This window comes from Rhizobium sp. CB3090, assembly GCF_029714285.1.
GTDB lineage: Bacteria > Pseudomonadota > Alphaproteobacteria > Rhizobiales > Rhizobiaceae > Rhizobium.
Window position 1 is genome coordinate 1,413,138 of record NZ_CP121662.1, and the last position, 22,589, is coordinate 1,435,726.

The 22,589-nt window shown below is 58.3% G+C and carries 18 protein-coding genes and 1 tRNA gene; 6 read left to right on the top strand and 13 right to left on the bottom strand.

Annotated elements, in window-relative coordinates; all coding sequences use genetic code 11:
• Nucleotides 1-3: 3 nt before the first annotated feature.
• A complete protein-coding gene (locus QA646_RS06890; RefSeq protein ID WP_283058292.1) occupies nt 4-786 on the bottom strand; it encodes a TatD family hydrolase in 783 nt (260 codons plus the stop codon).
• An 8-nt stretch (nt 787-794) separates the two neighbouring features.
• Entirely contained in the window at nt 795-2,348 is a 1,554-nt protein-coding gene (metG, locus tag QA646_RS06895) for a methionine--tRNA ligase (RefSeq protein ID WP_283058293.1), read from the bottom strand.
• Between the two features lie 249 nt (nt 2,349-2,597).
• Here metG and QA646_RS06900 point away from each other — a divergent pair, with 249 nt between their 5' ends.
• Complete coding sequence (locus tag QA646_RS06900) at nt 2,598-3,398, top strand: sulfite exporter TauE/SafE family protein (protein ID WP_283058991.1); 801 nt, start codon at nt 2,598-2,600, stop codon at nt 3,396-3,398.
• Here QA646_RS06900 and QA646_RS06905 read toward each other — a convergent pair.
• From QA646_RS06905 to QA646_RS06920, 4 genes are all read right to left on the bottom strand, one after another.
• Complete coding sequence (locus QA646_RS06905; RefSeq protein ID WP_283058294.1) at nt 3,395-4,432, bottom strand: DNA polymerase III subunit delta'; 1,038 nt, start codon at nt 4,430-4,432, stop codon at nt 3,395-3,397. The two genes, QA646_RS06900 and QA646_RS06905, sit on opposite strands and share 4 nt — an antisense overlap.
• Complete coding sequence (tmk, locus tag QA646_RS06910; RefSeq protein WP_283058295.1) at nt 4,429-5,106, bottom strand: dTMP kinase; 678 nt, start codon at nt 5,104-5,106, stop codon at nt 4,429-4,431. The genes QA646_RS06905 and tmk overlap by 4 nt, the downstream gene beginning before the upstream one ends.
• Before the next feature lie 153 nt (nt 5,107-5,259).
• A complete protein-coding gene (locus tag QA646_RS06915) occupies nt 5,260-6,474 on the bottom strand; it encodes a D-alanyl-D-alanine carboxypeptidase family protein (protein ID WP_283058296.1) in 1,215 nt (404 codons plus the stop codon).
• Nucleotides 6,475-6,544: 70 nt separating this feature from the next.
• Complete coding sequence (locus QA646_RS06920; RefSeq protein WP_283058297.1) at nt 6,545-7,708, bottom strand: septal ring lytic transglycosylase RlpA family protein; 1,164 nt, start codon at nt 7,706-7,708, stop codon at nt 6,545-6,547.
• A 335-nt stretch (nt 7,709-8,043) separates the two neighbouring features.
• Here QA646_RS06920 and QA646_RS06925 point away from each other — a divergent pair, with 335 nt between their 5' ends.
• Nucleotides 8,044-8,247, top strand: coding sequence for a hypothetical protein (locus QA646_RS06925; protein ID WP_283058298.1), 204 nt, complete (start codon nt 8,044-8,046; stop codon nt 8,245-8,247).
• A 90-nt stretch (nt 8,248-8,337) separates the two neighbouring features.
• Here the strand turns inward: QA646_RS06925 and QA646_RS06930 are convergent.
• Together QA646_RS06930 and QA646_RS06935 are read right to left on the bottom strand one after the other, a co-directional pair.
• Nucleotides 8,338-8,427, bottom strand: a tRNA-Ser gene (locus QA646_RS06930).
• A 122-nt stretch (nt 8,428-8,549) separates the two neighbouring features.
• On the bottom strand, nt 8,550-8,804 hold the full coding sequence (locus tag QA646_RS06935; protein ID WP_283058299.1) for a hypothetical protein: 255 nt from the start codon (nt 8,802-8,804) through the stop codon (nt 8,550-8,552).
• A gap of 183 nt (nt 8,805-8,987) precedes the next feature.
• On the opposite strand from QA646_RS06935, the gene QA646_RS06940 reads away from it, so the two are divergent.
• A complete protein-coding gene (locus tag QA646_RS06940; RefSeq protein ID WP_283058300.1) occupies nt 8,988-9,584 on the top strand; it encodes a DNA-3-methyladenine glycosylase in 597 nt (198 codons plus the stop codon).
• Nucleotides 9,585-9,705: 121 nt separating this feature from the next.
• Here QA646_RS06940 and QA646_RS06945 read toward each other — a convergent pair whose 3' ends face one another.
• From QA646_RS06945 to QA646_RS06965, 5 genes are all read right to left on the bottom strand, one after another.
• Nucleotides 9,706-11,247 (bottom strand): DHA2 family efflux MFS transporter permease subunit, encoded by a 1,542-nt coding sequence (locus QA646_RS06945; RefSeq protein ID WP_283058301.1) that lies wholly within the window; start codon nt 11,245-11,247, stop codon nt 9,706-9,708.
• Nucleotides 11,240-12,478 carry an HlyD family secretion protein gene (locus tag QA646_RS06950; protein ID WP_283058302.1) on the bottom strand — a complete coding sequence of 413 codons (1,239 nt, stop codon included), beginning with the start codon at nt 12,476-12,478 and terminating at the stop codon, nt 11,240-11,242. Before QA646_RS06950 ends, QA646_RS06945 begins: the two co-directional genes overlap by 8 nt.
• Entirely contained in the window at nt 12,471-12,935 is a 465-nt protein-coding gene (locus QA646_RS06955; RefSeq protein ID WP_283058303.1) for a MarR family transcriptional regulator, read from the bottom strand. The genes QA646_RS06950 and QA646_RS06955 overlap by 8 nt, the downstream gene beginning before the upstream one ends.
• A 160-nt stretch (nt 12,936-13,095) precedes the next feature.
• Nucleotides 13,096-14,721: a glycosyltransferase gene (locus QA646_RS06960; RefSeq protein WP_283058306.1), complete on the bottom strand. Its 1,626-nt coding sequence runs from the start codon at nt 14,719-14,721 to the stop codon at nt 13,096-13,098.
• A gap of 596 nt (nt 14,722-15,317) precedes the next feature.
• Nucleotides 15,318-16,115: a response regulator transcription factor gene (locus QA646_RS06965; protein ID WP_283058308.1), complete on the bottom strand. Its 798-nt coding sequence runs from the start codon at nt 16,113-16,115 to the stop codon at nt 15,318-15,320.
• Nucleotides 16,116-17,163: 1,048 nt separating this feature from the next.
• On the opposite strand from QA646_RS06965, the gene QA646_RS06970 reads away from it, so the two are divergent.
• The 3 genes from QA646_RS06970 (at nt 17,164) to QA646_RS06980 (ending at nt 22,589) form a co-directional block, all read left to right on the top strand.
• Nucleotides 17,164-18,075, top strand: a complete 912-nt coding sequence (locus QA646_RS06970; protein WP_283058309.1) for a fibrinogen-binding protein — start codon at nt 17,164-17,166, stop codon at nt 18,073-18,075.
• 151 nt (nt 18,076-18,226) lie between these two features.
• Nucleotides 18,227-20,251 (top strand): hypothetical protein, encoded by a 2,025-nt coding sequence (locus QA646_RS06975; protein ID WP_283058310.1) that lies wholly within the window; start codon nt 18,227-18,229, stop codon nt 20,249-20,251.
• Nucleotides 20,252-20,384: 133 nt separating this feature from the next.
• Nucleotides 20,385-22,589: a type I secretion system permease/ATPase gene (locus QA646_RS06980; RefSeq protein WP_283058993.1), complete on the top strand. Its 2,205-nt coding sequence runs from the start codon at nt 20,385-20,387 to the stop codon at nt 22,587-22,589.

Below are 22,589 nucleotides of genomic sequence, written 5' to 3' on the forward strand. Positions count from 1 at the left end.
CGGTCAGACCCTCGTCATGCGGGAGAAGCAGCGGAACGCATTCTCGGTGGTAACTACAGCGATCTCATCCATGCTGACGCCGATCGTATCGGCCAGCACCTCGGCCGTATTCACCACATAGGATGGCTCATTGCGCTTGCCGCGCCAGCGTTTGGGCGCAAGGTACGGCGCGTCGGTCTCAACCAGCAGCCGGTCATGCGGGATCGTCTTGGCGATCTCGCGCAGCTCCTCGGATTTCGGGAAGGTGAGAATGCCGGAGAAGGAAATATAGCCGCCGAGCTCGACGCCGGTGCGGGCGAGGGCCGGGCCGGAGGAGAAGCAATGCAGAATGAAGGGGAAGGCCCCCTTCCCCGTTTCCTCGGTTAGGATCGCGGCCATGTCCTCGTCGGCGCTGCGGCTGTGAATGACCAGCGGCAATTGCGTTTCGCGCGCAGCCGCGATGTGGCGCAGGAAGCCGGTCTTCTGATCCTCAGGCTTCACCGTGTCGTAAAAATAGTCCAGCCCGGCCTCGCCGATTGCGACGATCTTCTCGTGCTGTTTTGCCAGCCGCACGAGATCTTCCGTCTGGATATCCAGCTCCTGATCAGCGCTGTTCGGATGCGTGCCGACCGAGCAGAAAACCGACGGATGGCGTTCGGTGATCGCCAGCAGCCCGTCGAGCTTCCTGACTTTGGTCGAGATGGTGACCATCTGTTTGACGCCAACCTCGTGGGCCCGCGCAACGATCGCGTCGCGTTCCTCTTCGAAGTCGGCAAAATCCAAATGGCAGTGCGTATCGATCAGCATGGAAAACCTTATTCGGCAGTCGGCGCGACGTAGCGCGGGAAGACCGGTTTCGGAGCTTCTAGCGGCGTTCCGGCAACGAGACGGCCGGCCTCGCCGAGCGCCGCGAAGTCGCGCTTATCGGCGGGTATGGCGATCAGATCCAGCAGCTTGGCCGAAGATTCCGGCATGAAGGGCTGCAGGAGAATGCCGATCTGACGCACGACATCGGCGGTGACGTAAAGCACAGTCGCCATACGGGCCGGATCGGTCTTCTTCAGCGCCCAGGGCTCCTGGCCGGCGAAATAGCGGTCGCTTTCGGAGACGACGGCAATGATCGAAGCAAGCGCGCGATGAATGAGCTGCTTGCCCATGTCCTCGCGGGTGGACGCCAGCAGCGCATCCGCCTGAGCTAGCAATGCCCTGTCCTCCTCGGTCAGCACACCGGGTTCCGGGATCTTTCCGTCGCAATTCTTGACGATCATCGACAGCGAGCGGCTGGCGAGATTGCCGATGCCATTGGCAAGGTCGGAGTTGATACGCGTGCCGATCGCCTCTTCGCTATAGCTGCCGTCCTGGCCGAAGGAAACTTCGCGCAGGAAGAAATAGCGCACCTGGTCGAGGCCGAAATGGTTCACCAGATTGACCGGATCGACGACGTTGCCGAGCGATTTCGACATCTTCTCGCCCTTGTTGAGCAGGAAGCCATGGGCATAGACGCGCTTCGGCAGCGGCAGCTCGGCCGACATCAGGAAAGCCGGCCAGTAGACGGCGTGGAAGCGAATGATGTCCTTGCCGATGATGTGAATATCGGCCGGCCAGTATTTCGCCCGCGGATTGTTCCGGTCTTCGATATAGCCGGTTGCCGTGATGTAGTTCGTCAGCGCGTCGACCCAGACATACATGACATGCGCCGGGTCGTTCGGCACCTTGATGCCCCAATCGAACGTCGTGCGCGAGATCGACAGGTCCTTGAGGCCTGATTTGACAAAAGAGATCACTTCGTTGCGGCGCTCGGCCGGACCGATGAAATCCGGGTTCTCCTCGTAGTGCTTCAGCAGGCGGTCCTGATATTCCGAGAGCTTGAAGAAGTAGCTTTCCTCCTGCACCCATTCGACCGGCGTGCCCTGGGGGCCGTAGCGGACGCCATCGGCGCGAAGCTCTGTCTCGTTTTCCTGATAATAGGCTTCGTCACGCACCGAATACCAGCCGGCGTAGGAATCCTTGTAGATATCCCCGGCATCGGCCATCAGGTTCCAGATATTCTGCGAGGTCTTGTGGTGGCGCGGCTGTGTCGTGCGGATGAAGTCATCATTGGATGCATTCAGCAGCTTGCCCATCGCCTGGAATTCATCGGAATTGCGATCGGCGAGCTGCTGTGGCGTCAGGCCCTCGGCGCGCGCCGTCTGCTGCATCTTCTGGCCGTGTTCGTCGGTGCCGGTCAGGAAAAAGACGTCGCGCCCGTCCAGCCGCTGGAAACGCGCCATCGCGTCGGTGGCAATCAGCTCATAGGCATGGCCGATATGCGGCTTGCCATTGGGGTAAGCGATCGCGGTGGTGATGTAGAACGGGGTCTTGTCGGTCATATCAGGCAATGGTCCGGTTTACGGTTTCGTCATTGTTATTCTTGCACTCGCTCGCTTTAGCGCATGTTTGCCAGGAGCGAAACATCAAGTTTCGCGCACGCAGCATTCCTTGCTTTGTGGGCGTCCCTCGCTTGACTCGATCTCACCTCGGCTTTACCCCTTCAGAAAACCAAAGAGCAGGACAGGGACCGCCGTGAAATCCATTTCCATTTTTAGCAGCCCGTCCAACGGCTTGAAAGGGCCGTGGCTTTGAGTTTTCTCGCTTCATTCCAACCGCTCTACTCCTTTTCCGGTTTCTTCGTCGGCATGCTGGTGGGCATCACTGGCGTTGGCGGCGGGTCGTTGATGACGCCGTTGCTGGTCCTGTTGTTCGGCGTGCATCCGGCCACCGCCGTCGGCACCGATCTTCTCTATGCAGCGATCACCAAGACCGCCGGCACTGCGGTTCATGGCATCCACGGACGGGTGAACTGGAAAGTGGTGGGCTTGCTCGCCTCCGGAAGCGTGCCCGCCTCGCTCGCGATGCTGTGGATCATGGCCGGCGTCAATCGCGAGAGCCCGGCGGTTGCCCATACGATCACTTTGTCCCTGGGCTGCCTGCTGTTTCTGACGTCATTGATGCTGATCTTCCGCGGCCAGGTACTGAGCGTAATCCGTAAATGGCGCGGCGAGCGCGGGACATTGACGCCGCGCACCGTTGCGCTGCTGACGTTCGTCCTTGGCCTTATGCTCGGCACGCTCGTCACCATGACGTCCGTCGGCGCGGGCGCGCTTGGCGTCACCGTGCTTTTGGTGCTCTATCCGCATCTCGATGTGCGTGAGATCGTCGGCACGGACATCGTACATGCCGTGCCGCTGACTTTGATCGGCGGCATGGGTTATTGGTTCATCGGCGAGATCAACTGGGCAATGCTGATTGCATTGCTGCTTGGCTCGATTCCGGGCATCGTCGCAGGCAGCCTGCTGGCGCCGCGCTTGCATGAACGGCTGATCCGGTTATTCCTGGCCGTCACTTTGATGATCGTCGCCTGGAAATTACTCTTTCCTTAAACGGAAAGCTGCTGCTTGAGATCGCCGAGAATCGTGATGATCGTCTGCTTGCGATCGAGATTATAGGCCTTCGATACGCTAAGCCGCTCGGTAACGTCGGAATAGAGGCGGGCAAGTCTTTCCGCCACGGTGAGGCGTCCATCCAGCGCAGCCATCCTCGCCCGCGCCATGATGTCTTCACCGATATGGGACACGAAGAAGCCGAAGATCGTGTCGCTTTCTTTGGCCGATAAGGCATCGGCGAGGCGATGCATTGCCCGGCGCGCTGCAGGCCCATCCGTTGAGATGACCTGCTCGTAGGCCGCAACGATCTCGCCGCCGCCATAGTTCAGCAGTTTCAGGGCCTCGCTGACGCTCCCCTTGGCCGCTGCAAGCAAATCCGCGCCCTGCCCTGGCGGCAGACTTATACCGAGATGCCCGAGCGCCTTCCCCAAAGCATCGTCGCTGAGCGGCGCCAGCTTCAGCGGCAGGCAGCGAGAGCGGATGGTCGGCAGCAGCTTGCCCGGCGCATGCGACAGCACCAGGAACAGCGCCCGCTTCGGCGGTTCCTCGAGGATCTTCAGTATGGCATTGGCGGCGCTTCGGTTGAGATCGTCGGCCGGATCGATGATGACGATGCGCCAATTGCCGGTGCCGGAGGTCTGCGAAAAGAACTTGCCGGCGCGACGAACCTCATCGACGGTGATCGCGGACTTTACCTTGCCGGTCTTGTCGTCGACCGGACGGGTTAAATGCAGCAGATTGTGCGAGGCACCGCCGGAAATCTGCCGGCTGATGGCGGAAGCCGGATCGGGGTCGCCGATCATTTTGGGCGCTGTGGCGGGGTCGGGATGAGACAGGACATGATTGGCAAAGCGGAAGGCGAGCGTCGCCTTGCCGATGCCTTCCGGTCCCTCGATCAGAACGGCATGGTGCCCCTTGCCCGAGCAATAGGATTGCGCCAGGAAGGCTTCTGCATCCTCATGACCAAAGAGACTAATATTATCCTGAGGCGCAATCGCACCGTCGAGAACCCCTGGCCGCTCTTCGCTCATTGCGCCACTTCCGGTCTGACGGTTGGCATACCGTCTGCTGATGTCAGGCGCTCTTCGACGATGCTGGCGATTTCATCAGCAATGTCATTTTCGGAGCGCTGCGCATCGATGACGTGACAGCGGCCGGGATCGCGCGCCGCAATATCGAGAAAGGCCTCCCGACGCTTCTCATGCGTCTCCATTTCCTCCTTTTCGAAGCGATCCGGTGCGGCAGCAGCGCGCTTGCGGGCACGCTCCAGGCCGATCTTGGCGGGAATATCAAGGATCAGCGTGCAGTCCGGCACCACGCCGTTGACCGCGACGCGTTGCAAAGCCTCGATGAAATCAGGTTCGAGATTGCCGGTTATGCCCTGATAAACACGCGAGGAATCCATGAATCGGTCGCAAAGCACGATAGTTCCGCGCGCAAGCGCCGGGCGGATGACCTCTTCGACGTGATCGTTGCGCGCAGCGGCAAACAGGATTGCTTCCATGCGCGTGCCGAACATTTCGGCTGCACCCGAAAGCAGCACGTGCCGAACCGCCTCTGCCCCCGGCGAGCCGCCCGGTTCTCGCGTCACCAAGACGTCATGACCAAGCCCGCGCAACCGCTCCGCCAGACGGCGAATCTGGGTCGATTTGCCGGCCCCTTCCCCGCCTTCAAAGCTCACGAACAATCCGGTTGCATCAGCCAATGATCATGTCCTGCACTTGTTTTTCGCTTTTTTGCCGTAGCGTCACCTATGCCCTGTTTAACCCAAGATGCATGCCCGCGAAACCACGCAAACTGTTTGAGCCTGATATTCTATATAGGCTGTAAACAGTGGATTTCATGAGGCGGGAAACAATCAGGTCGGCGTCGGCGTGTCCCAAAGCCAGGAAAACAGCAGCGATTCCGTCAACTCCATGAAGGCATCGAAGGCGCGGCGGCTGAGCGTTCCCTGCGCGACTGCATTCTTTGTATAAAGCGGCAATTCGCGCAGCAGCCGCGCGCCGGAAAAGACGCGAAGCGTTCCTGCTTCGTAGCCGGCAGCGACGGGCGCCGTCAGCGGCCAGCGATAGATGATGCGGGCCGACAGGCGATCGGGATTGTTGAGCGGCACATAGACATCGACCGGCATCTTGGCGAGCAGGCCGACCGTCGACTGCGCGCCGCCATAGACGCTGGCATCGCCGATCACCTCGCCATCGGCAAAGACGCGCTGGCTCTTGAAGTTGCTGAGGCCCCATTCCAGCACGCGGCGGGTTTCCTCTGTACGTTCCTTGTCCGATTTCAAGCCGCCGAGCGCCACGAACAGCCGCCGGCCGTCACGCTGGATGGAGGCGACGATCGAATAGCCCTCGCCTTCCGCAAAGCCGGTACCGAGGCCGTCGACGCCAATGTTCAGCAGGAGCAACGGATTGCGGTTGCGCTGGTAGATCTTGTTCCAGGTAAAATCCGCCTGGCCGAAATATTTGTAGAGATCGGAATGCTTCGCCTGCAGGTCCTGCGCCAGCGTCACCAGCTCGCGCACAGAGACCTTGCTGCCGCCATTCTGATCGTCGGGATCCGGAAGGCCGGTGGAATTGGTGAAGACCGCCTTCGGCATGCCGATTTCACGCGCATGTGCCGTCATGCGCCGGGCGAATTCCATTTCACTGACTGAAATGCCCTCGGCGAGGATCATGCAGCCGTCATTGGCCTGCTGCACGGCGACGCCCTGGATCAGGTCGCCGACGCGCACGTGCGATTTCAGCGCGGCAAACATGGTCGATGTGCGAGACGGTGCACCGCCCTTGCGCCAGGCATTTTCGGAAACGGGATACTCCGTATCGAGCGAAATCTCCCCTCGCCCGACCGCATCGAAGACGACATCCAGGGTCATCAGCTTGGCAAGCGACGCCGGTGAAATCGGCTGGTTCTCATCCTTGGCAAGCAGGATCGTGCCGGTGGAGGCTTCGATCATGAAGGCCTGTGCGGCCTTGGTCTCGAAAGCAGGCGATCCCGCCTGTTGCGCGACGGCCGGCAGGCACTCGATCCCGATAAGGAAGAAGGAAAACGCGAAAAAGAGGCGTCTCAACATGCCGGCTCCCCAATCCGATCGACCCCGAAATCATATTAGCCAGGGGTGAAGATTCAGGCAATGACGCCGATCAATCGACCTGCGTTTGAGCTTGATGCTGACGGTGATAGGCCGAGAGGATCGACTCCTGCGTCAGCCCGTCATTGCGCACCATGACAGCATCGAAAGCGAGATCGACATAAACAGTCTTGACCGGCGCTTCCTGATAGGCAGCAACCGCGGAGGTCAGCGACGGCGCATTGAGGCTTGCCATGCCAGGTGCGAAATCGGGACGCTCGTAGGGAATGGGGCCGATTTGCGGCAGCACGACCATCGTCGGCTCGACAGGATCGACCGACGGCATGGCGCCGCCGTTCCAAGTCATCGGCGGCGGATTGTTGCGCTTGTTGCTGTTGTAGGATGTTGGCGTCGAGCCGGCGAAGGCGGTGACCGAATAAGGCGACTGCCGCGGAACCGGCGCGAGTGCCGGCGTCACGTTGAAACTGCGCTGCTGGCGGCTCGGCCGGACACTATCCGAATCCGGCAATTGATCGGCAGTTATGCCGCCGTTCGAAGCGACCATCACGCCGGTTGCGATCTGGCCGCCAGGGTTGATGCTCGGCAGGCGCGAGCCCTTCGGAATGTAGGAAGCCATCAGATAGGGCTCGTCATGGCCGTCCATACGGGCGCGGCCGACATATTGCACGCGCACGTCGCCGGTGCCGCTGTTTTGAAGGTCGAGCATCTGCGCCGTCTTGTTGGAAAGATCGATGATGCGGCCAGGATGATAGGGCCCGCGATCATTGACGCGCACGATGATGGAGGAGCCGTTTTCGACATTGGTGACGCGCGCGTAGCTCGGCAGCGGAAAGGTCGGATGCGCGGCGGTGAGCGCCTGCTGGTCATAGACCTCGCCGTTTGCGGTCAGGCGTCCGTGAAAGGCCGAGCCGTACCAGGAAGCGATGCCGACCTTGTTATAGGTATAGTCTTCCTTGGGATAATACCACTTGCCCTTGACCTGGTAGGGATTGCCAACCATGAACCGCCCGCCACCCTTCGGGATCGGTCCGTTGAAGGCCACCCGCGGGCTCGCCTTAACGCCGTATTCTTTTTCGGAGAAATATTCCTTGCCGTGCTGACGCTTCGTCGCAACCTGCTGCGAGGTTCCGCAGGCGGTAACAGTGGCGCACATCAGAGAGAGAGCAAACCAACGCATACCCGTTGCGTATGTCACCGCACGATTATCGAATTTCATCTGTCCCACGCCGTTAATCAAATTACTATGGCAAGGCATGCACCGGCATATCCCTCAACCGGTACCCTGCTACGCCTCAATCACCTAACGGTACTTTAATCATGATTGCATGTTGTCGAATTTGCGATCGGATTTGAGCGGAAACGGATATTTCTGAAGATTATGGTTAATGAGTGACTAAAATTGACTCACTGATGGAGGCCCTTGAACGTCGTCGTGCGGCTCTATCCTGCGGAAATGGCGAGCAGAACAGCCATGTTAGTGATTTTTAATTTTATGGATTTCAAAGATACGTCGATATGTTTAGGGTCGCCGTCCGATCGGAGGAGTTAATGATGCGGCGCTATAATCTGCGGCATGATGTCGGAGGCACTTGGCTGGTGGTGGATGGAGTGACGACGGAGCCCGCAAATCTAGACGATGTCGCATTAAGTGGCATGGGCTGGCCGGAAGCTTGCGATATGGTCGCCCTCTTGAATTGTCTCGATGCAATCGAAAATGCGTCGCGAGATTATGAAGCTTTGGCAGCCGCAGAATAATTGTGGTCCGTTCCCCGGTGAAACTGCATCAATCACCGTAGGCGGCATGTATGCGGTATCATATGTAAGAATCTGATTTCATTGATTTTTTGGCGGAAGAGGTGGGATTCGAACCCACGGTACGGTTTCCCGCACGCCGGTTTTCAAGACCGGTTCCTTAAACCACTCGGACACTCTTCCTGTCGCTGAAGCGTAGCGCTTCAGTATATGTGGTCGGCTGGCTTTACAGCTATTCGGGCCGGAGCGTCAACCGGCCTGATCGAACTCTGCGTCCAACGAATTCGCTCACGTAGATGATGCCACTATCTCCTCGGCTCGCCGCCAGGCGCATAGTGAGACTTTTGCTTGAACGGGAACACGCTGCCGCAGCGGCAGCGGATCATGTATTTCGCCGGGTCGTTCGATTTGCGTTCGTCGGAAAAGCCCGCCGGCATTTCGTCTACGAGAAAACCAGGGGTCTCCCGTCGAGGATTGTCGTCCTCCGAGACCTCGGCAAAACCGCTATTGCCACAACGAGAGCATTCGAGCTTTCTTGAATATCGATCCCGCGCAGCCATTTTCTTCCAGTCCGAGTCTCACATGTCCCTTCCCTATCAGAGAACATTTCGTTTCTGAACCCGCATAAAGAAATGATACAGATCGATGCGGTGAAACCCAATCGGCTATGATCTCAGCGACAAAGATTCTCGAGATATGAGAGCCTTGCGCATCGAATAATCAAAAGGACACCACCCTCGCCTATGACGCTCAACGACCAGCCCCTATCGATCGGCCCCGAGCCTTTGACTGGCCCCGCCCTCACGGCCTTCTTTTCCCGCGATGCGGTTACCGTTGCCTCCGCGCTGATCGGCGCTCGCCTCACGGTCGCCGGTGCCGGCGGTCGCATCGTCGAGACGGAGGCCTATCGGCCCGATGACGAGGCGTCCCATAGCTTTCGCGGACCGACGGCGCGCAATGCGGCGATGTTCGGTCCGGCGGGGCGTGTCTATATCTACCGGTCCTATGGCATTCACTGGTGCCTGAATTTCGTCTGCGAAGCTGCCAGCGCCGTGCTCATCCGGGCGTTGGAGCCGGAGAGTGGCATCGCGGACATGGTCGGTCGGCGCGGTGTTGCGGACTTCGTCAATCTCTGCAACGGCCCGGGAAAGCTCGCGCAGGCCTTGGGCGTGGATATCGGCATGAACGGGCTGGCGCTGGACGCGGCACCCTTCGAGATTACCCTGGCTGAGCCGATACCGCTGGTCGCCGGCAAGCGGATCGGGATTACGAAGAACGTCGAGCCGCTATGGCGCTTCGGCGCCGCCGGCTCGTGCTTCGTCAGCCGCCGCTTTCCTTAGAGCGTTACGCAATTTCGAACGGAATCGTTGCGCATCTTTCCTGACATTGCTCACGAAAAGACCGCCGGGGTGGTGCCCGGCGGTCATGCTGCCGCGCAGTGAAACTGGAAAGACTGCGCGGCTATTCCATTGCGATGCTGTGATCGACGGCTGGCGCCGCCTTGGGCTTGCGCAGCAGCACGAGCAGCGGCATGGCTAAGATCGACATCAGCATCAGCAGTTTGAAATCGTCCATATAGGCGATGATCGTTGCCTGCGTGGTGATCAGGCCGTCGAGCGCGGCGCGACCTGCCATCGTGACCGGGCTGAGGGCTTGAGCCGCCGTCGCATCGAAAGCATGGTTGAACGGCGTCACATAGGCGGCGATCGTAGAGTGATTGACCTGAGTGTTTTCGGTGATCAGCGCCGAGACGACGGAGATGCCGACGCTCGAGCCGATGTTACGCGAAAGGTTGTAGAGGCCAGTTCCCTCGCCGCGCATGTGAGCCGGCAGCGTGGCAAAGGCGATCGTCGTCAGCGGCACGAAGAGGAAGCCGAGCCCAGCGCCTTGGACGAAGCCGACCGAAATCAGCGTCCACTGCGAGACATCAGGCGTCCAGCCGGTCATGTCGTACATCGCCCAGGCGGTCAAGGCGAGGCCGAAAAACAGCAGCCAGCGCGTATCCACCTTGCCGATCAGTCGCCCGACCACGAACATGCATACCATTGTGCCGAGGCCGCGCGGACCCATGACGATGCCGGCGGTGACGACCGGGTAGCCCATCAATGTCTGCAGGTAGGGCGTCATCAGCGCCAGCGAGGCGAGATAGGTAACGCCGACAATGAAGATGAACAGCATGCTGACGGCGAAATTCTGGTCCAGAAACAGTCGCGGATTCACGAAGGACCGTTCCGCGGTGAACGTATGCACCAGGAAGAGATAGAAGGCTGCGGCGCAAACCAGGGCCTCGATAATGATTTCGCCTGAATAGAACCAGTCGAGCTGCTCGCCGCGGTCCAGGAAAAGCTGCAGCGCGCCGATGGCGATCGACAGCATGCTGAAGCCGAACAGATCGAGTTTGGCGAGTGCGTCGAACTTCGTTTCCGTCACATAGACGACGATGCCGGCAAAGGCGAGCGCGCCGATCGGCACGTTGATGTAGAACACCCATCGCCAGCTCATATTGTCCGTCAGCCAGCCGCCGATGACCGGCCCGAGCACCGGGCCGACCATGACCGACACGCCGAACAATGCCATGGCTTTGCCGCGCTCCTCGACATTGTAGATGTCGAGAAGAATACCCTGTGACAGCGGCACGAGCGACGCGCCGAAAAGGCCCTGCAGCAGGCGGAAGCCGACGATCTGATTCAGCGACTGCGCCAGGCCGCAGAGAACGGAAGCGACGACGAAGCCTGCGATCGCCACCAGCAGCACACGCTTGCGGCCGAACTTCGCCGACAGGAAGCCGGATGGCGGCGTCATGATGGCCGCGGCAACGATATAAGAGGTCAGAACCCAGTTGATCTGATCGGCGCTCGCCGAAACGTCGCCCTGGATATGAGGCAGAGCGACGTTAGCGATGGTGGTGTCCAGCGCCTGCATGATGACTGCCAGGATGACGCAGGCGGTGATGGCGCCGCGATTGGCGATCGGGCCGGAAGGTGAAGCAGCGGCGTTACTCATGGTCCTGACCGTGGGATTGACCCAGCAGGTTTGCAATGAAGTCCGGCAGGCCGCGGGCGTGACCTGTGTCCACATCGGCGACGACGCTCATGCCGACGCGCAGCGGCGGCTTGCCCTGCATGTCGTCGATGCTGATGATCATCGGAATGCGCTGCACAACCTTAACCCAGTTGCCGGTGGTGTTCTGCGCCGGCAGCAGCGAGAAGCTCGAGCCCGAGGCCGGCGAAATGCTGGCAACAGTGCCCTTCCAGGTCACACCGGGATAGGCATCGACCGAGATGGAGACCTTCTGGCCGGGCCGGACATGCGTGAGCTCGGTTTCTTTCGGGCTGGCGTTGATCCACATATGGGTGGTGGAGACCAGCGAGAAGCCTTGCTGCGCAGCCGTCAGATAAGCGCCAACCTGGAGCGACGGAACGTTGGCGGTGATGCCGTCGAAGGGCGCGCGCACGACGGTGTCGTCGAGCTCGCGCTGTGCATTGTCGACGGCGGCCTTGGCCTGCAGATAGACCGGATTCTGCTCGACCGGCTGGTCGGCATTGCCGCCGAGCTGTGCGAGCGTGGTTGCCGCCTGCGCCTGGGCGACCGAGACCTTCTGCTGTGCCGCTTCGAGATTGTGCTTGGCCTGGTCATAGGCCGCCTTCGAGGCGACCGAGCTGTTGATCAGGTTCTGCTGGCGCTCAAATTCGGTTTGGTAATAAGGAATGTCAGCCTGCGCCTGGGCGATTTCCGCCAGCGACTGCTTGTAGCTCGCCTGCAGGTTCAGGATCTGGTTGCGGGCAGCGCCGAGCTGCGCCTCAGCGCCCTCCAGCGCGATACGGAAGGAATCGGGCTTCAGGCGGAAGAGTACCTGCCCCTTCTTCACCATCTCGTTTTCATGCACATCGACCGAGATCACCGTGCCGGAAACATCGGTGGAAACCCCGACCATATCGGCCTGAACATACGCATTGTCGGTGGACATGATCTGCCCGCCGGTAACGTAGTAATAGCCGCCGACGACAAGGGCGACCGGCAGCAGCGCGAAAAGGATCGGCCGTGTCGGGCTGCGGCGCTTGCGCGGCTTCTCGGGAAGAGCAACCGGAGCAGCGGCGCCGGTTCCGGCGGGCGCCGGAGCTGGATTGGAAGACGGCGCCTCGGCGACTACGGCCTGCTTCTGCCCGATTGCGGTCTGTTCGTCAGCGGAATTTGCGTTCGCGTGTATGCGACGCGAAGAGGATGCATCAGCCATGATTTATCTCTTTGTGGGCTACCGTCGTGCGGCAGGCCTGGACTAGGTTCGATTTCATTAGGGTGAGCAACTGGTAAAGGCGCTCATGATCTTCTGTAGAGACCCCATCCAGGGCCTCCTTGCGGGTTTGGTCGCCTATGCTGCGCATGGTGTCGAGCAACGGCCGCGCTTCCTCGCGCATGTAAAGCAGCCAGCTTCGGCGATCGTTCGGGTGCTGACGGCGCTCGACCAGGCCACGTTCGGCCAGCTTGTCGAGGATCCGCACCAGCGTGATCGGCTCGATCTCCAGCATTTCGGCAAGACCGGCCTGATGAATCCCTTCATTGTTCGAGAGATAGGCGAGCGTTTGCCACTGCGAACGCGTCAGTCCCATATCTTTCGCGCGCTGCTCAAACCGCTTCCGAAGAAGCCGGGCAACGTCATGCAGGAGAAAGCCGAGAGTGGGTGTCGCGTTCATGATATGAGAAGCCTGCTATTCATAAGCAACCTTATAATGCTGATACGTATAGTAAGCGACCATGCGATACAAGGGGCCAAGGCCCGATGTTTCGCAGATCGTCAAAAATGTCGCAGGAGGTGTCGCAAAGATGTCGCAGTGGCGAGGGCGTTAGGAGCGCCTAACGGGAAAGCATGTTTTCCGTTGCATGTCGGGCGATGATCAGACCGATCAGCGCCGCATAGATCGATGCGTTGATTGCGGCAAAGGCAAAGAGGCCTTGGGAAGCTTGCCGGTCCGGGGCAAAGGCCACCGCAAGCACGGAAGCAAGGCAGAGAACGATATGGGGTGCCAATACCCGAAGCGGCATCGCATACAAGGCCGGCATCCTCTCGCGGGCGGCGTGGGAACCGCTTTGAGAATGTATCAGATGGTCGCGAATTGCGGCTGCGTAGCCGATGAGCGACCAAGGCCAGCCCAGGAGCAGAAATGCTACGCTCTCCCAGCTTAAAATCCTGGCATTGGCGGGCCGGAACGTACCGGTGGCGCGCCAGATGAAAACGAGTGCTATCAACGCGGCGACGATCGGCAGGAAATGAAGCAGGAAAGCGGAACAGGTGACGTCGGCAAAGCTGTGGCCCGTCAGCAGCGCCACGATCGGCAGCATGAAGACGGTAGCCAAGCCCAAAGAAAATAGCGGGAAGCACAGCTCGGAGAATAGGAACTGGAATTTCAACCATCCGGGCAGTTTCGGCATATAGTCCGGCAAATATTGCAGCAGGATTGTCATCCGGCTGCGCGACCGGTCAAATTCCTGCATCATCAGATCGGTGAAGGTCGCCGGACCATTGCCATGGGCGATCGCGTCCAGCGCATGAACGCCGCGCCAACCGCCGGCGTTCATCGCGAGCGTCGTCGAAAGACCTTCCGCCGGTTCCGGTCTAGGCCCACCGATTTCTTTCAGGGCCGCCGTGCGTACAGCATAGTGGGTGCCGACGCAGAGCGGCGCCCAGCCGTTATAGCCGGACTGCAACACCCCTTGAATGCCGGCTTCGGCAAAGAGCCTGCCCCTCGCTGCCCAGCTCGATGCAGCGTTGGCGTCACAGATGCTCGGCGCCGATACGTAACCAATGCCGGGATCGCGGAACGGCCGGATCATTTCGCGGAGATAGGTCTTGTCGGGCACATGGCCGGCGTCGAATTGCACGACGAAATCATATCTTTCATAACCGAAGTGATCGTAGAAAGACGTGAGATTGCCTTGCTTGCAGCACGGAGAAGGGTCGCGAGCGTCAGCTCCGGTGCTCTCGCGCGTCGTCGAGGTGAAGACGCCGTGTTCCATGCACCATTTCATCATGTCCAGGCTGGGTTTTTCCTCCGCCAACCAGACATCGAAATCGCAACCCGTCTGATCGAGCATTGCCCGCAATGTCGTCTGCACATCCGAGAGAGGCTCGGACGAGGCTCTTGTAACGACCATGGCGATGCGCCCTGCAGGCAAGGGCCCGCCGGCTTGCGGCATCCGCCGCGCATCATGGACGATGATGATGAAATAGGCCGGCAGGCCGGTGATCAAGGCAAGAACCAGCGTCACCAACAGGTAGGACGGCCAGCCGATGACGTGATCGCCGCGCAGCCACCACAGCCAGAAGAAGGTCATGGTTGCAGTCCAGACGGTAATGCCGATCAGGTTGGCAAAACGCATCCTGCCTTCGAATACTTGCTCCGTCGCCGGACCGATATCGGCTGGATTGACGGACGGCCGACGCATCGCGTGGACACCGATTGCCGCGGGGATCTTGCCCATGACATCACCTTCAGAGTGAAAGAGAGGGTGGCGGTGTTCCGCCTGCAGACAAGAGCCGTTTCAGCTTGATGTAGAGGGGTGGATGGCGACCCTTTTGAGGAGAAAAGATCGCCATCCGTGGGAATAAATCTACGCACTACACCTCCCTGCCCTTGTCAACTAACGGCTCCTATACGCCGCATGCTGTACTTAAAAGACTTTGATTGAGAAGAGTAACGTAAATTTATTTACAGTAATAATTCGTGTGAATCTTGAATTTTTATCAGTATCGAATCAGATGTAAGCTTGGTGAATAAGCAGATGATAAAACTACTTTACGCTACGTCAACGGAAATCTGGGTAAGGATTAGGCAAACTATACTAAATAGCTATTTCCCAGGCGAGATATTGGCCGTGTCGCGCATGGAGCATAGTCCACTTTCAGGGGCGGACTATGCTGTGGATTAACGCAACGGCAGGAAGATGGATTGACAGTTGGCTCGCTTCGTAGAGGCCTTCGTTCGGTGTGATAGAATATCCCGCCAGAAACGGGAAAAAAGAAAACGACCGCCCACGATGTCGCGAACGGTCGTCCCCTCTCAATTCCTATCTGTGGATCAGTTTCGCCACCGACGCGACGGATCCCGATCCAGCCCGTTGTCCGAATTGAAGAAGCGTGAGGCCGCTTCCGTTCGATTGCGGACATTCATTTTCTTGTAGATGTTACGGACGTGAACTTTGACCGTATTTTCGGACAGGCTGAGCTGGTCCGCTATGATCTTGTTCTGTGTCCCCTTGCAAATGAGATCCAATATTTGGACCTCGCGCGTGGTCAGCGCCTGCAGACTGCCGTTGCGCATGGCGATAGTAGTATCCTCGTAAGGTCTATGGCCGTTGGCAAAACGCGTCTGTGCCTGATAGAGCGGCTGACTGAGATGCGGCCCGTCCCCCGAGAGCCGACGCAGAAGCGCCGACGGGAAGTGTTCGCCACCCTTCATCAACAGGTCGATCGCTGCCATGAACACGTCGAGGCGCAGATTGAGCGGTAGTACGCCGTGTATATTCCGTCCTTCGACAAGTCTGGCCACGTATGGATCGTGCAGATCGATCGTTTCGACGACCAGCCCGATCGATATTCCAGGCGAATTGGCCCTTATCGCATGTAAAGTTTCCTGCATTTCCTCGGATTGAAGATGGTACAGCAGGATCAGTTTAACGCCCTCCAGAACTTTGCCCTGAAGTGCCTTCGGATCTGTAATGCTAATGATGTCGTATGCTGCAAATCTGGTGCCTAGAGTCTGCACCAGGCATTCAGAAAAGAGATCGGCATCCGCCAGTACGACGATAGTCTCTTTTAAGTTTATGATATTGTGATTGTCCTCAGCATCCCCTGTTCTTACGCTTGCGATGTACATTTGTGCATCCCCCAAAGCTCGCAGTCATGTCTAGTTAACCCGCTTTTTGCCGGAATGTTTTTTATGAGCACGTTGCTCTGATAGGACTGTTTTATGCAGTCTTCTTAAATTAATATAAAACTATATTAATCCATGCGACGGTAATTGGAAATTGCCCAAAGGGGTTAGTTTTGCCGCGAAAGCTTTAAAAAATATCACAAATGTGGGAATTTGGCCAAATTGGGTGCCGTACTTGTGCTCAGTTCTGCACATTTTCGGACATTTTTGTTTAATCAGCTAATCTAAAGGTAGAGGTTATCTGCCGACCGACAATAACCTCAATCGACCGAAATCGGTAAAACGAATCGATGAGCCGAAGGTTGGCGCAAAGCATAGTAAGCGTCGATATACTTTTTATTACAATTTGAAATTTCATAGGTATGAGCCGATTTTGCAACGGCTGCGAACTTAGTTAGATTTTTGAAATATATTACTTGAATGCGTCGCGGCAACTTGTGATCGCTTAAGTCGGACGGATTAAGACTGTACCGGCGGGCGATAATGTTCGGTGATGCCGACGAGGCGGTCAATAGCTCGCGAAAACTTGAAAAATTGAGTGACAACAGCGCTTTAAATCCTGTGCGCTCATCGGGTGAAATCCGATTTATGAAGCCGAAACAGGGCGGTAGCCCGAATTGGTATCTATGAGCTTGCGTTGTTTTCGGTCAAAGTCCCACCGTTCCGCACCAACCGCGGAACTTGGGGGAAAATGGCATTCCGGTCCTTTGTCTCGCGTCCCGGACAACCTCCTCCTCCCCTACTTCTTAGAGACAACAGAAAAGCAGCAAGGCGTTGACGCTTTAACCGAGCGCCGGGGTGGATTTGCGCATTTTGTTTTGGGTAGCCGCAAGTCCCAATAGGCCAGGTCTGAACCAACAGGCCGGTTTTGACGGTAGACATGTAGTGCGTACACCTGCCGCAACGTTAACAGTTGGGGCCGCCGCGAGAAAATCCCGTTTAGATGAGAGGGATTTCCCGAGACGGCCTCCTCATTTGGAGGAAATGTAGGATGTCTTCTGATTTTGATATCGCCAACATCAGCGCCGATGACGACCTGAAGGTCGGCGCGCTGGCGGATGGTCTTGCGACCAGTGCCGTCAATTCGACGGAAGTGGATGACGGTTCGACTGGCCTTGTCGGCGTCGCCAACACCAATAACAGCAACAATACCAACACTACCGATACGGATCTCGACGTCAAAAACAACGGCGACAATCGCGATAACAGCTATGATGAGAACCACGACAACCAGGTAATCACCAATACTGACACCGACGTCCACACCGAGGCCAACAATAACGGTGATAATCGCGACAACAGCTACGATTATGACTACAAGGCCATCACCAAGACCGACACCGACGTTCACACCGAAGCCAACAATAACGGTGACAACCGCGACAATTATTCCTATAGCGACTCCAGCACTCATTCCAATTCCGACTACGACTTTGGAACGATCAAGGATGTCCATGATGTGGGCAATTTGGGCGTTGCCGGCGGTGATCTGACCTTCAATCTCGGAGATGATTATTCCTTCAACCTCAATGTCGATGGCGTACTCAACAATGCGCTGGGCGGGGGAGCCAATGATACCGGCTTCAGCCTGGTTCAGGCCAACAATCTCGCCGATCAGGATCAGGCCTATGATGTGCGCATGCAAAACCAAGGTGCCAGCATCGACCTGACCGCCGAAGGTGGCCATTCCCATGCCGACGGCCTCGATCTCGATCCGACCTTCAATTGGAGTGGGGTGCCGAGTGTGGGCCACGACATGGTGGGCACGGCAACAGCGGATTCCACCGCCATCATCTCCAATTCCGGTTTCCATCAGGAAGTGGTCCAGGGCGCCAATCTGCTCACCAACACTGCCGATATCAATGTTGGCGGCGATCATCACGTGACCTCCGGCGACTCCTGATTTCGAAGCGAGAGCCACGCCTCTATGCACCGGCGGGAGACCGGCCGGTGCATATCTCGTGGCTTGAACCTGGATTTTCCTGAAATGATAGCCTGCGGCCACGGCATCGGTTCAGACAGACCAGGCGTTTCCGAAAATTGGGGGGCTTGTCATGCACGCAGAAAAAATCTCGGAGATCATCGCCCACTTTATCGGGCTCTTCGACACGCAGATTCAGGATCTGCGTCTGCGGCTGAATTATACGGATGGGGCGTTCCCGGAGGACAAACCGGTGGAGCAGACGGACCCGCCCCTAGCAAAGGACGACTTTGCTTCCGGGCTGACGATGGTCGACTACGCGCCCAACGTGAAATACATCGACTCGCCCTATTACTTCCGCGCTGGCTACGCCCACCTGCATGACGATCCCTATCACCTGCGCTTAAAGGGTTCTGAAGGCCTTGCCATGGGGGAGATCTCCGTCGTCCACCGCCCCTTCGACATCGAATTCCAGCCTGTGACTCTGCCTGGCAAACTTGAAGTCTACATGGGTCCAGGTTCGGAGACCGCCCATCTGGTGCAGGCCAATGTCTTGCGCGACGACGACGTGCTCGACATGACGAATTCTTCCCATCATATCATTCGCGATGTCTCCGACGTCTACGACTGGCTGGGCCAGGCGAGTGTGAAAGCCGAGGAACTCTCGCCCTTTGCCTCCCTCCAGCGGACGGAGAGCACCGAGGGCATGATAAAGCTCAACGACGATCTGCACGCATTTGCCAAAACCATAGAAGCAAACGGCGGCACCGACATTCAGGGCCCCGACGGCAGCCACTATCTGGCGATCGCCGGCAACGAGCTTGACGGCATCTTTGTCAACGGCGTTCAGGTCACCAGCGTCCCGGATCTGGAAAGCTCCATGCCGGATCGCGGCCTTGCTTCGCAAAAAACCGAAGCCACAGACGGGGCGGTTCATCAGACTGGACTGGGGCCGAATTCCCTCAACATAGAGGCCGGCGGCAATATCGTCGCAAACCTCGTCAGCATCGTCGACACGAATGTCATTTCGCATGTCATGGCCGTGATGGGTGATTATCATTCCATCGACGCGATCTCGCAGAGCTATATCTACAGCGACAACGATAAAGTCGATTATATCTCAGGCAATGACGACCAGTCTTCACCTAACGCGTTGACGATCGGAAGGAACATCGCCGTTTTCCAGCACAGCGAGTTTCAGGCGACTTCGACACACGAACACACCGACAACGACAATCCGGCCTTCCCTAGCTTCTGGCGCGTCAGCGTCATCGAAGGCGATGTCTCGTTCCTGCATTGGACGGAACAATATAATTTCCTCTCGGACAACGACACCATGCGGGTGACGACCACCGGTGCCGAGACGACGTTGCTGACCGGCGGCAATACGCTGGTCGACCTGGCCTCCTATTTTGGTCTCGGCATGCAATACGATCTCATGATCGTCGGCGGACACGCTTTCGACATCAACTCGATCAGCCAGATATCGGTGCTCTATGACAACGACGTGGTCTCGACCACGCAAAGCGGCGAGCATGTTCAGACCGGCGGCAACCTGCTCTGGAACCTCGCCTCGATCAGTAACATCGGCCTGTCGGATCGTTTCACTGCGATGCCCGATTTCGTCAACGACACGGTCAAGAACATCCAGGATCACACCAACGAGATACCGGACGGGCTTGCTCACGATGCGAATTTCGCCGGTCAGGAAGCGTTGAACGTTCTTTACATCACCGGCAACTTCTTCGACGTCAACGTCATCAAGCAGATCAACGTCGTCGGCGATTCCGACATCGTGCATCAAGTGGCAAGTGATGTGGTGGCAAACAACCAGAACGCCACGGTATCGATCGACACCGGCAGCAATACCCTGGTCAATATCGCCAGTATTGCCGATTACGACAGCGTCGGTCATACGACCTATCTCGCCGGCAACCTTTATTCCGATACCGTCCTCATCCAAGGCGGGCTGGTCGATCATGATCAAACCAATCAGACCAATACGAACCAGCAGCAGAACCAACCGTTGGCCAATGAAGCGATCGCTTTCCTTGGCGATCACGATTCACAGCCCGCGCAGAACGAAACCATCGATCTCGGCCACGACATGTCCTGGCACAACGGCACTGTCGGCGACGTCATGCAGACCGTCACGTAGCCGGAGACAGTAGGGGGCGCCTCTGATGAACCAGATTTCAAAGCTCAGCACGACGGAAAGCCGAACATTGCACCTGACGTCGCTGCCATCCAATGAGGATGAGCGCGCTGCCGAGCGGAACACCGCCTCCTATATGGCGGCCATAGAGGATGCCGTGGATAGCCTGAAACGGTTGCGGCGCGAGCCCAGGGCCGCTGTCTTTGCATCCCCCCGGCCTGCCCAGCCGCTGATGGCGGACACGACGAGCGCGGCCGCCATGGAGACCGAGGCCGTCCTTGCCCCTGTAGAGTTTTCTGTTGATGCGAAAGTTGATGACGGGTCCGCCACGTCGACGACCGAGCTCGAAATGCGGCCGGTATCACCCGCTCCAGGCGTCGATCCAGTGCCCGTGATCGAACCGGCGCCCCGGGCGCCGGAAGCGGAAATGCCAAAGACCGATATGAAAGTGAGCCACATTCAGCCGTTGGCGCGGACGATTGACAGCGATACCGGCCCGGTACGTGAGAACGAGCGCCGGTCGATTGCCGGTGGCGGCGGTCACGGCGGCAATGGTGAAAGCGGCAAGGGCAGTGGCGGGGGAGGCAATGACGGCAGCATCTTCCACAAACGCAGCGCCCAGCCGATCAATTTTGCTGCCAGCCTGCGCCAAGGCATTTCCGTGGTCCAGCGCAACATGCTGATTGTCATGATCTTTACCTTGGCCATCAACATTCTGGTGCTGGCAATCCCGATCTATCTGTTCCAGATTTCCGACCGCGTTCTGACCAGCCGCTCGATCGACACCCTTGTCATGCTGACCATCGCCGTCGTCGGCGCCATCCTCCTGCAGGTCATCATGGATTCGGTGCGCCGCTTCATCCTGATGCGCACGGCCGTCGAACTTGAAGTGCAGCTCGGCGCGCCGATCTTGAGCGCGGCCGCCCGCGCATCCTTGAACGGCAACGGCCGCGACTATCAGACGCTTGCCGATCTGCAGTTGCTCCGGTCCTTTTTGACATCGGGCACGCTGCTTGCCTTCCTCGACGCGCCATTGATGCCGCTCTTCGTCGTCGTCGTCTATCTCGTGCATCCACATCTCGGCGTGATCGTCATGACGTGCTGCGCCGTGCTGTTCATCATCGCCTATCTAAATCAAAAGATGACGGCGAAGCAGTTTGCCGAAGCCAATGCCTTCGTCAGCCGCGCCAATTTCCATCTCGACTCCATGGCGCGCAATTCGCAGATCATCAATGCGCTGGCGATGATCCCCGAAGCCGTGAAGATGTGGGGCCGTGAGACTGCGGGATCGCTGAAATCCCAGGTGGCCGCCCAGGACCGCAATATCGTCTTTTCCGGTCTCACCAAGGCTTGCCGCCTGATCACCCAGGTAACCCTGCTCGGCTGGGGCGCGCATCTCTCGCTCTCCGGTCAGTTGACGGGCGGCATGGTGATTGCAGCCTCGATCATCTCCGGCCGCGCCCTGGCGCCGGTCGAAGGCGCGATCGAGGGTTGGAACCAGTTCAATCATTCCCGCGCCGCCTATGGCCGCATCAAGCAGCTATTGTTGAATTCGCCGCTGAATTTCCCGCGGCTGCGCCTGCCCAATCCGGAAGGACGGCTGGACGTGGAGCGCATTCTTTTCGTCCCGCCGCCACAGAAGCGGGTCGTTTTGAACGGCATCTCCTTTTCGTTAAAAAAGGGAGAATCGCTTGCCGTCATCGGCAATTCCGGTTCCGGCAAGACGACGCTCGGCAAGATGCTGGTGGGTTCGATCCTGCCGACTTCGGGCAATGTTCGGCTCGATCTCATGGATCTTCGCAACTGGGATCAGCGTCAGTTCGGCGAGAGCATCGGCTACCTACCGCAGGACGTGCAGCTCTTTCCGGGCACGATCAAGGCCAATATCTGCCGCATGCGTGACGACGTCGAAGACCGGCTGATCTACGAAGCGGCCGTTCTTGCCGATGTGCACGAACTGATCGCCACTTTCCCACAGGGCTATGAGACCGTGGTCGCCGCTGATGGCGCGCCGCTTTCCGGCGGTCAGAAGCAGCGCATCGCGCTTGCCCGCGCCTTCTTCGGCAATCCGAAATTCGTTGTTCTCGACGAGCCGAATTCCAATCTCGATACCGCCGGCGAGGCGGCCCTCGCCCGCGCGCTTATTCACGCCAAGAAGCAGGGCATCACCACGGTAACGATCACCCAGCGCCCTGCCCTGCTTCAATGCGTCGACAAAATCCTGGTTCTGAAGGACGGGTCGGTTGCGCTGTTCGGCGAGCGCACCGATGTGCTGAGAATGCTGAGCAACAAGCCCAACAACGAGATCGGCAATCGGCCGGCGGCGAAGATCGAAGGGTGA

Coding starts and splice junctions, on each gene's coding strand:
- QA646_RS06890 (WP_283058292.1), bottom strand. CDS start 786: ATGCTGATCGATACGCACTGCCATTTGGATTTTGCCGACTTCGAAGAG.
- metG (WP_283058293.1), bottom strand. CDS start 2,348: ATGACCGACAAGACCCCGTTCTACATCACCACCGCGATCGCTTACCCC.
- QA646_RS06905 (WP_283058294.1), bottom strand. CDS start 4,432: ATGAGCGAAGAGCGGCCAGGGGTTCTCGACGGTGCGATTGCGCCTCAG.
- QA646_RS06915 (WP_283058296.1), bottom strand. CDS start 6,474: ATGTTGAGACGCCTCTTTTTCGCGTTTTCCTTCTTCCTTATCGGGATC.
- QA646_RS06920 (WP_283058297.1), bottom strand. CDS start 7,708: ATGAAATTCGATAATCGTGCGGTGACATACGCAACGGGTATGCGTTGG.
- QA646_RS06925 (WP_283058298.1), top strand. CDS start 8,044: ATGCGGCGCTATAATCTGCGGCATGATGTCGGAGGCACTTGGCTGGTG.
- QA646_RS06935 (WP_283058299.1), bottom strand. CDS start 8,804: ATGGCTGCGCGGGATCGATATTCAAGAAAGCTCGAATGCTCTCGTTGT.
- QA646_RS06940 (WP_283058300.1), top strand. CDS start 8,988: ATGACGCTCAACGACCAGCCCCTATCGATCGGCCCCGAGCCTTTGACT.
- QA646_RS06945 (WP_283058301.1), bottom strand. CDS start 11,247: ATGAGTAACGCCGCTGCTTCACCTTCCGGCCCGATCGCCAATCGCGGC.
- QA646_RS06950 (WP_283058302.1), bottom strand. CDS start 12,478: ATGGCTGATGCATCCTCTTCGCGTCGCATACACGCGAACGCAAATTCC.
- QA646_RS06955 (WP_283058303.1), bottom strand. CDS start 12,935: ATGAACGCGACACCCACTCTCGGCTTTCTCCTGCATGACGTTGCCCGG.
- QA646_RS06960 (WP_283058306.1), bottom strand. CDS start 14,721: ATGGGCAAGATCCCCGCGGCAATCGGTGTCCACGCGATGCGTCGGCCG.
- QA646_RS06965 (WP_283058308.1), bottom strand. CDS start 16,115: ATGTACATCGCAAGCGTAAGAACAGGGGATGCTGAGGACAATCACAAT.
- QA646_RS06970 (WP_283058309.1), top strand. CDS start 17,164: ATGTCTTCTGATTTTGATATCGCCAACATCAGCGCCGATGACGACCTG.
- QA646_RS06975 (WP_283058310.1), top strand. CDS start 18,227: ATGCACGCAGAAAAAATCTCGGAGATCATCGCCCACTTTATCGGGCTC.
- QA646_RS06980 (WP_283058993.1), top strand. CDS start 20,385: ATGGCGGCCATAGAGGATGCCGTGGATAGCCTGAAACGGTTGCGGCGC.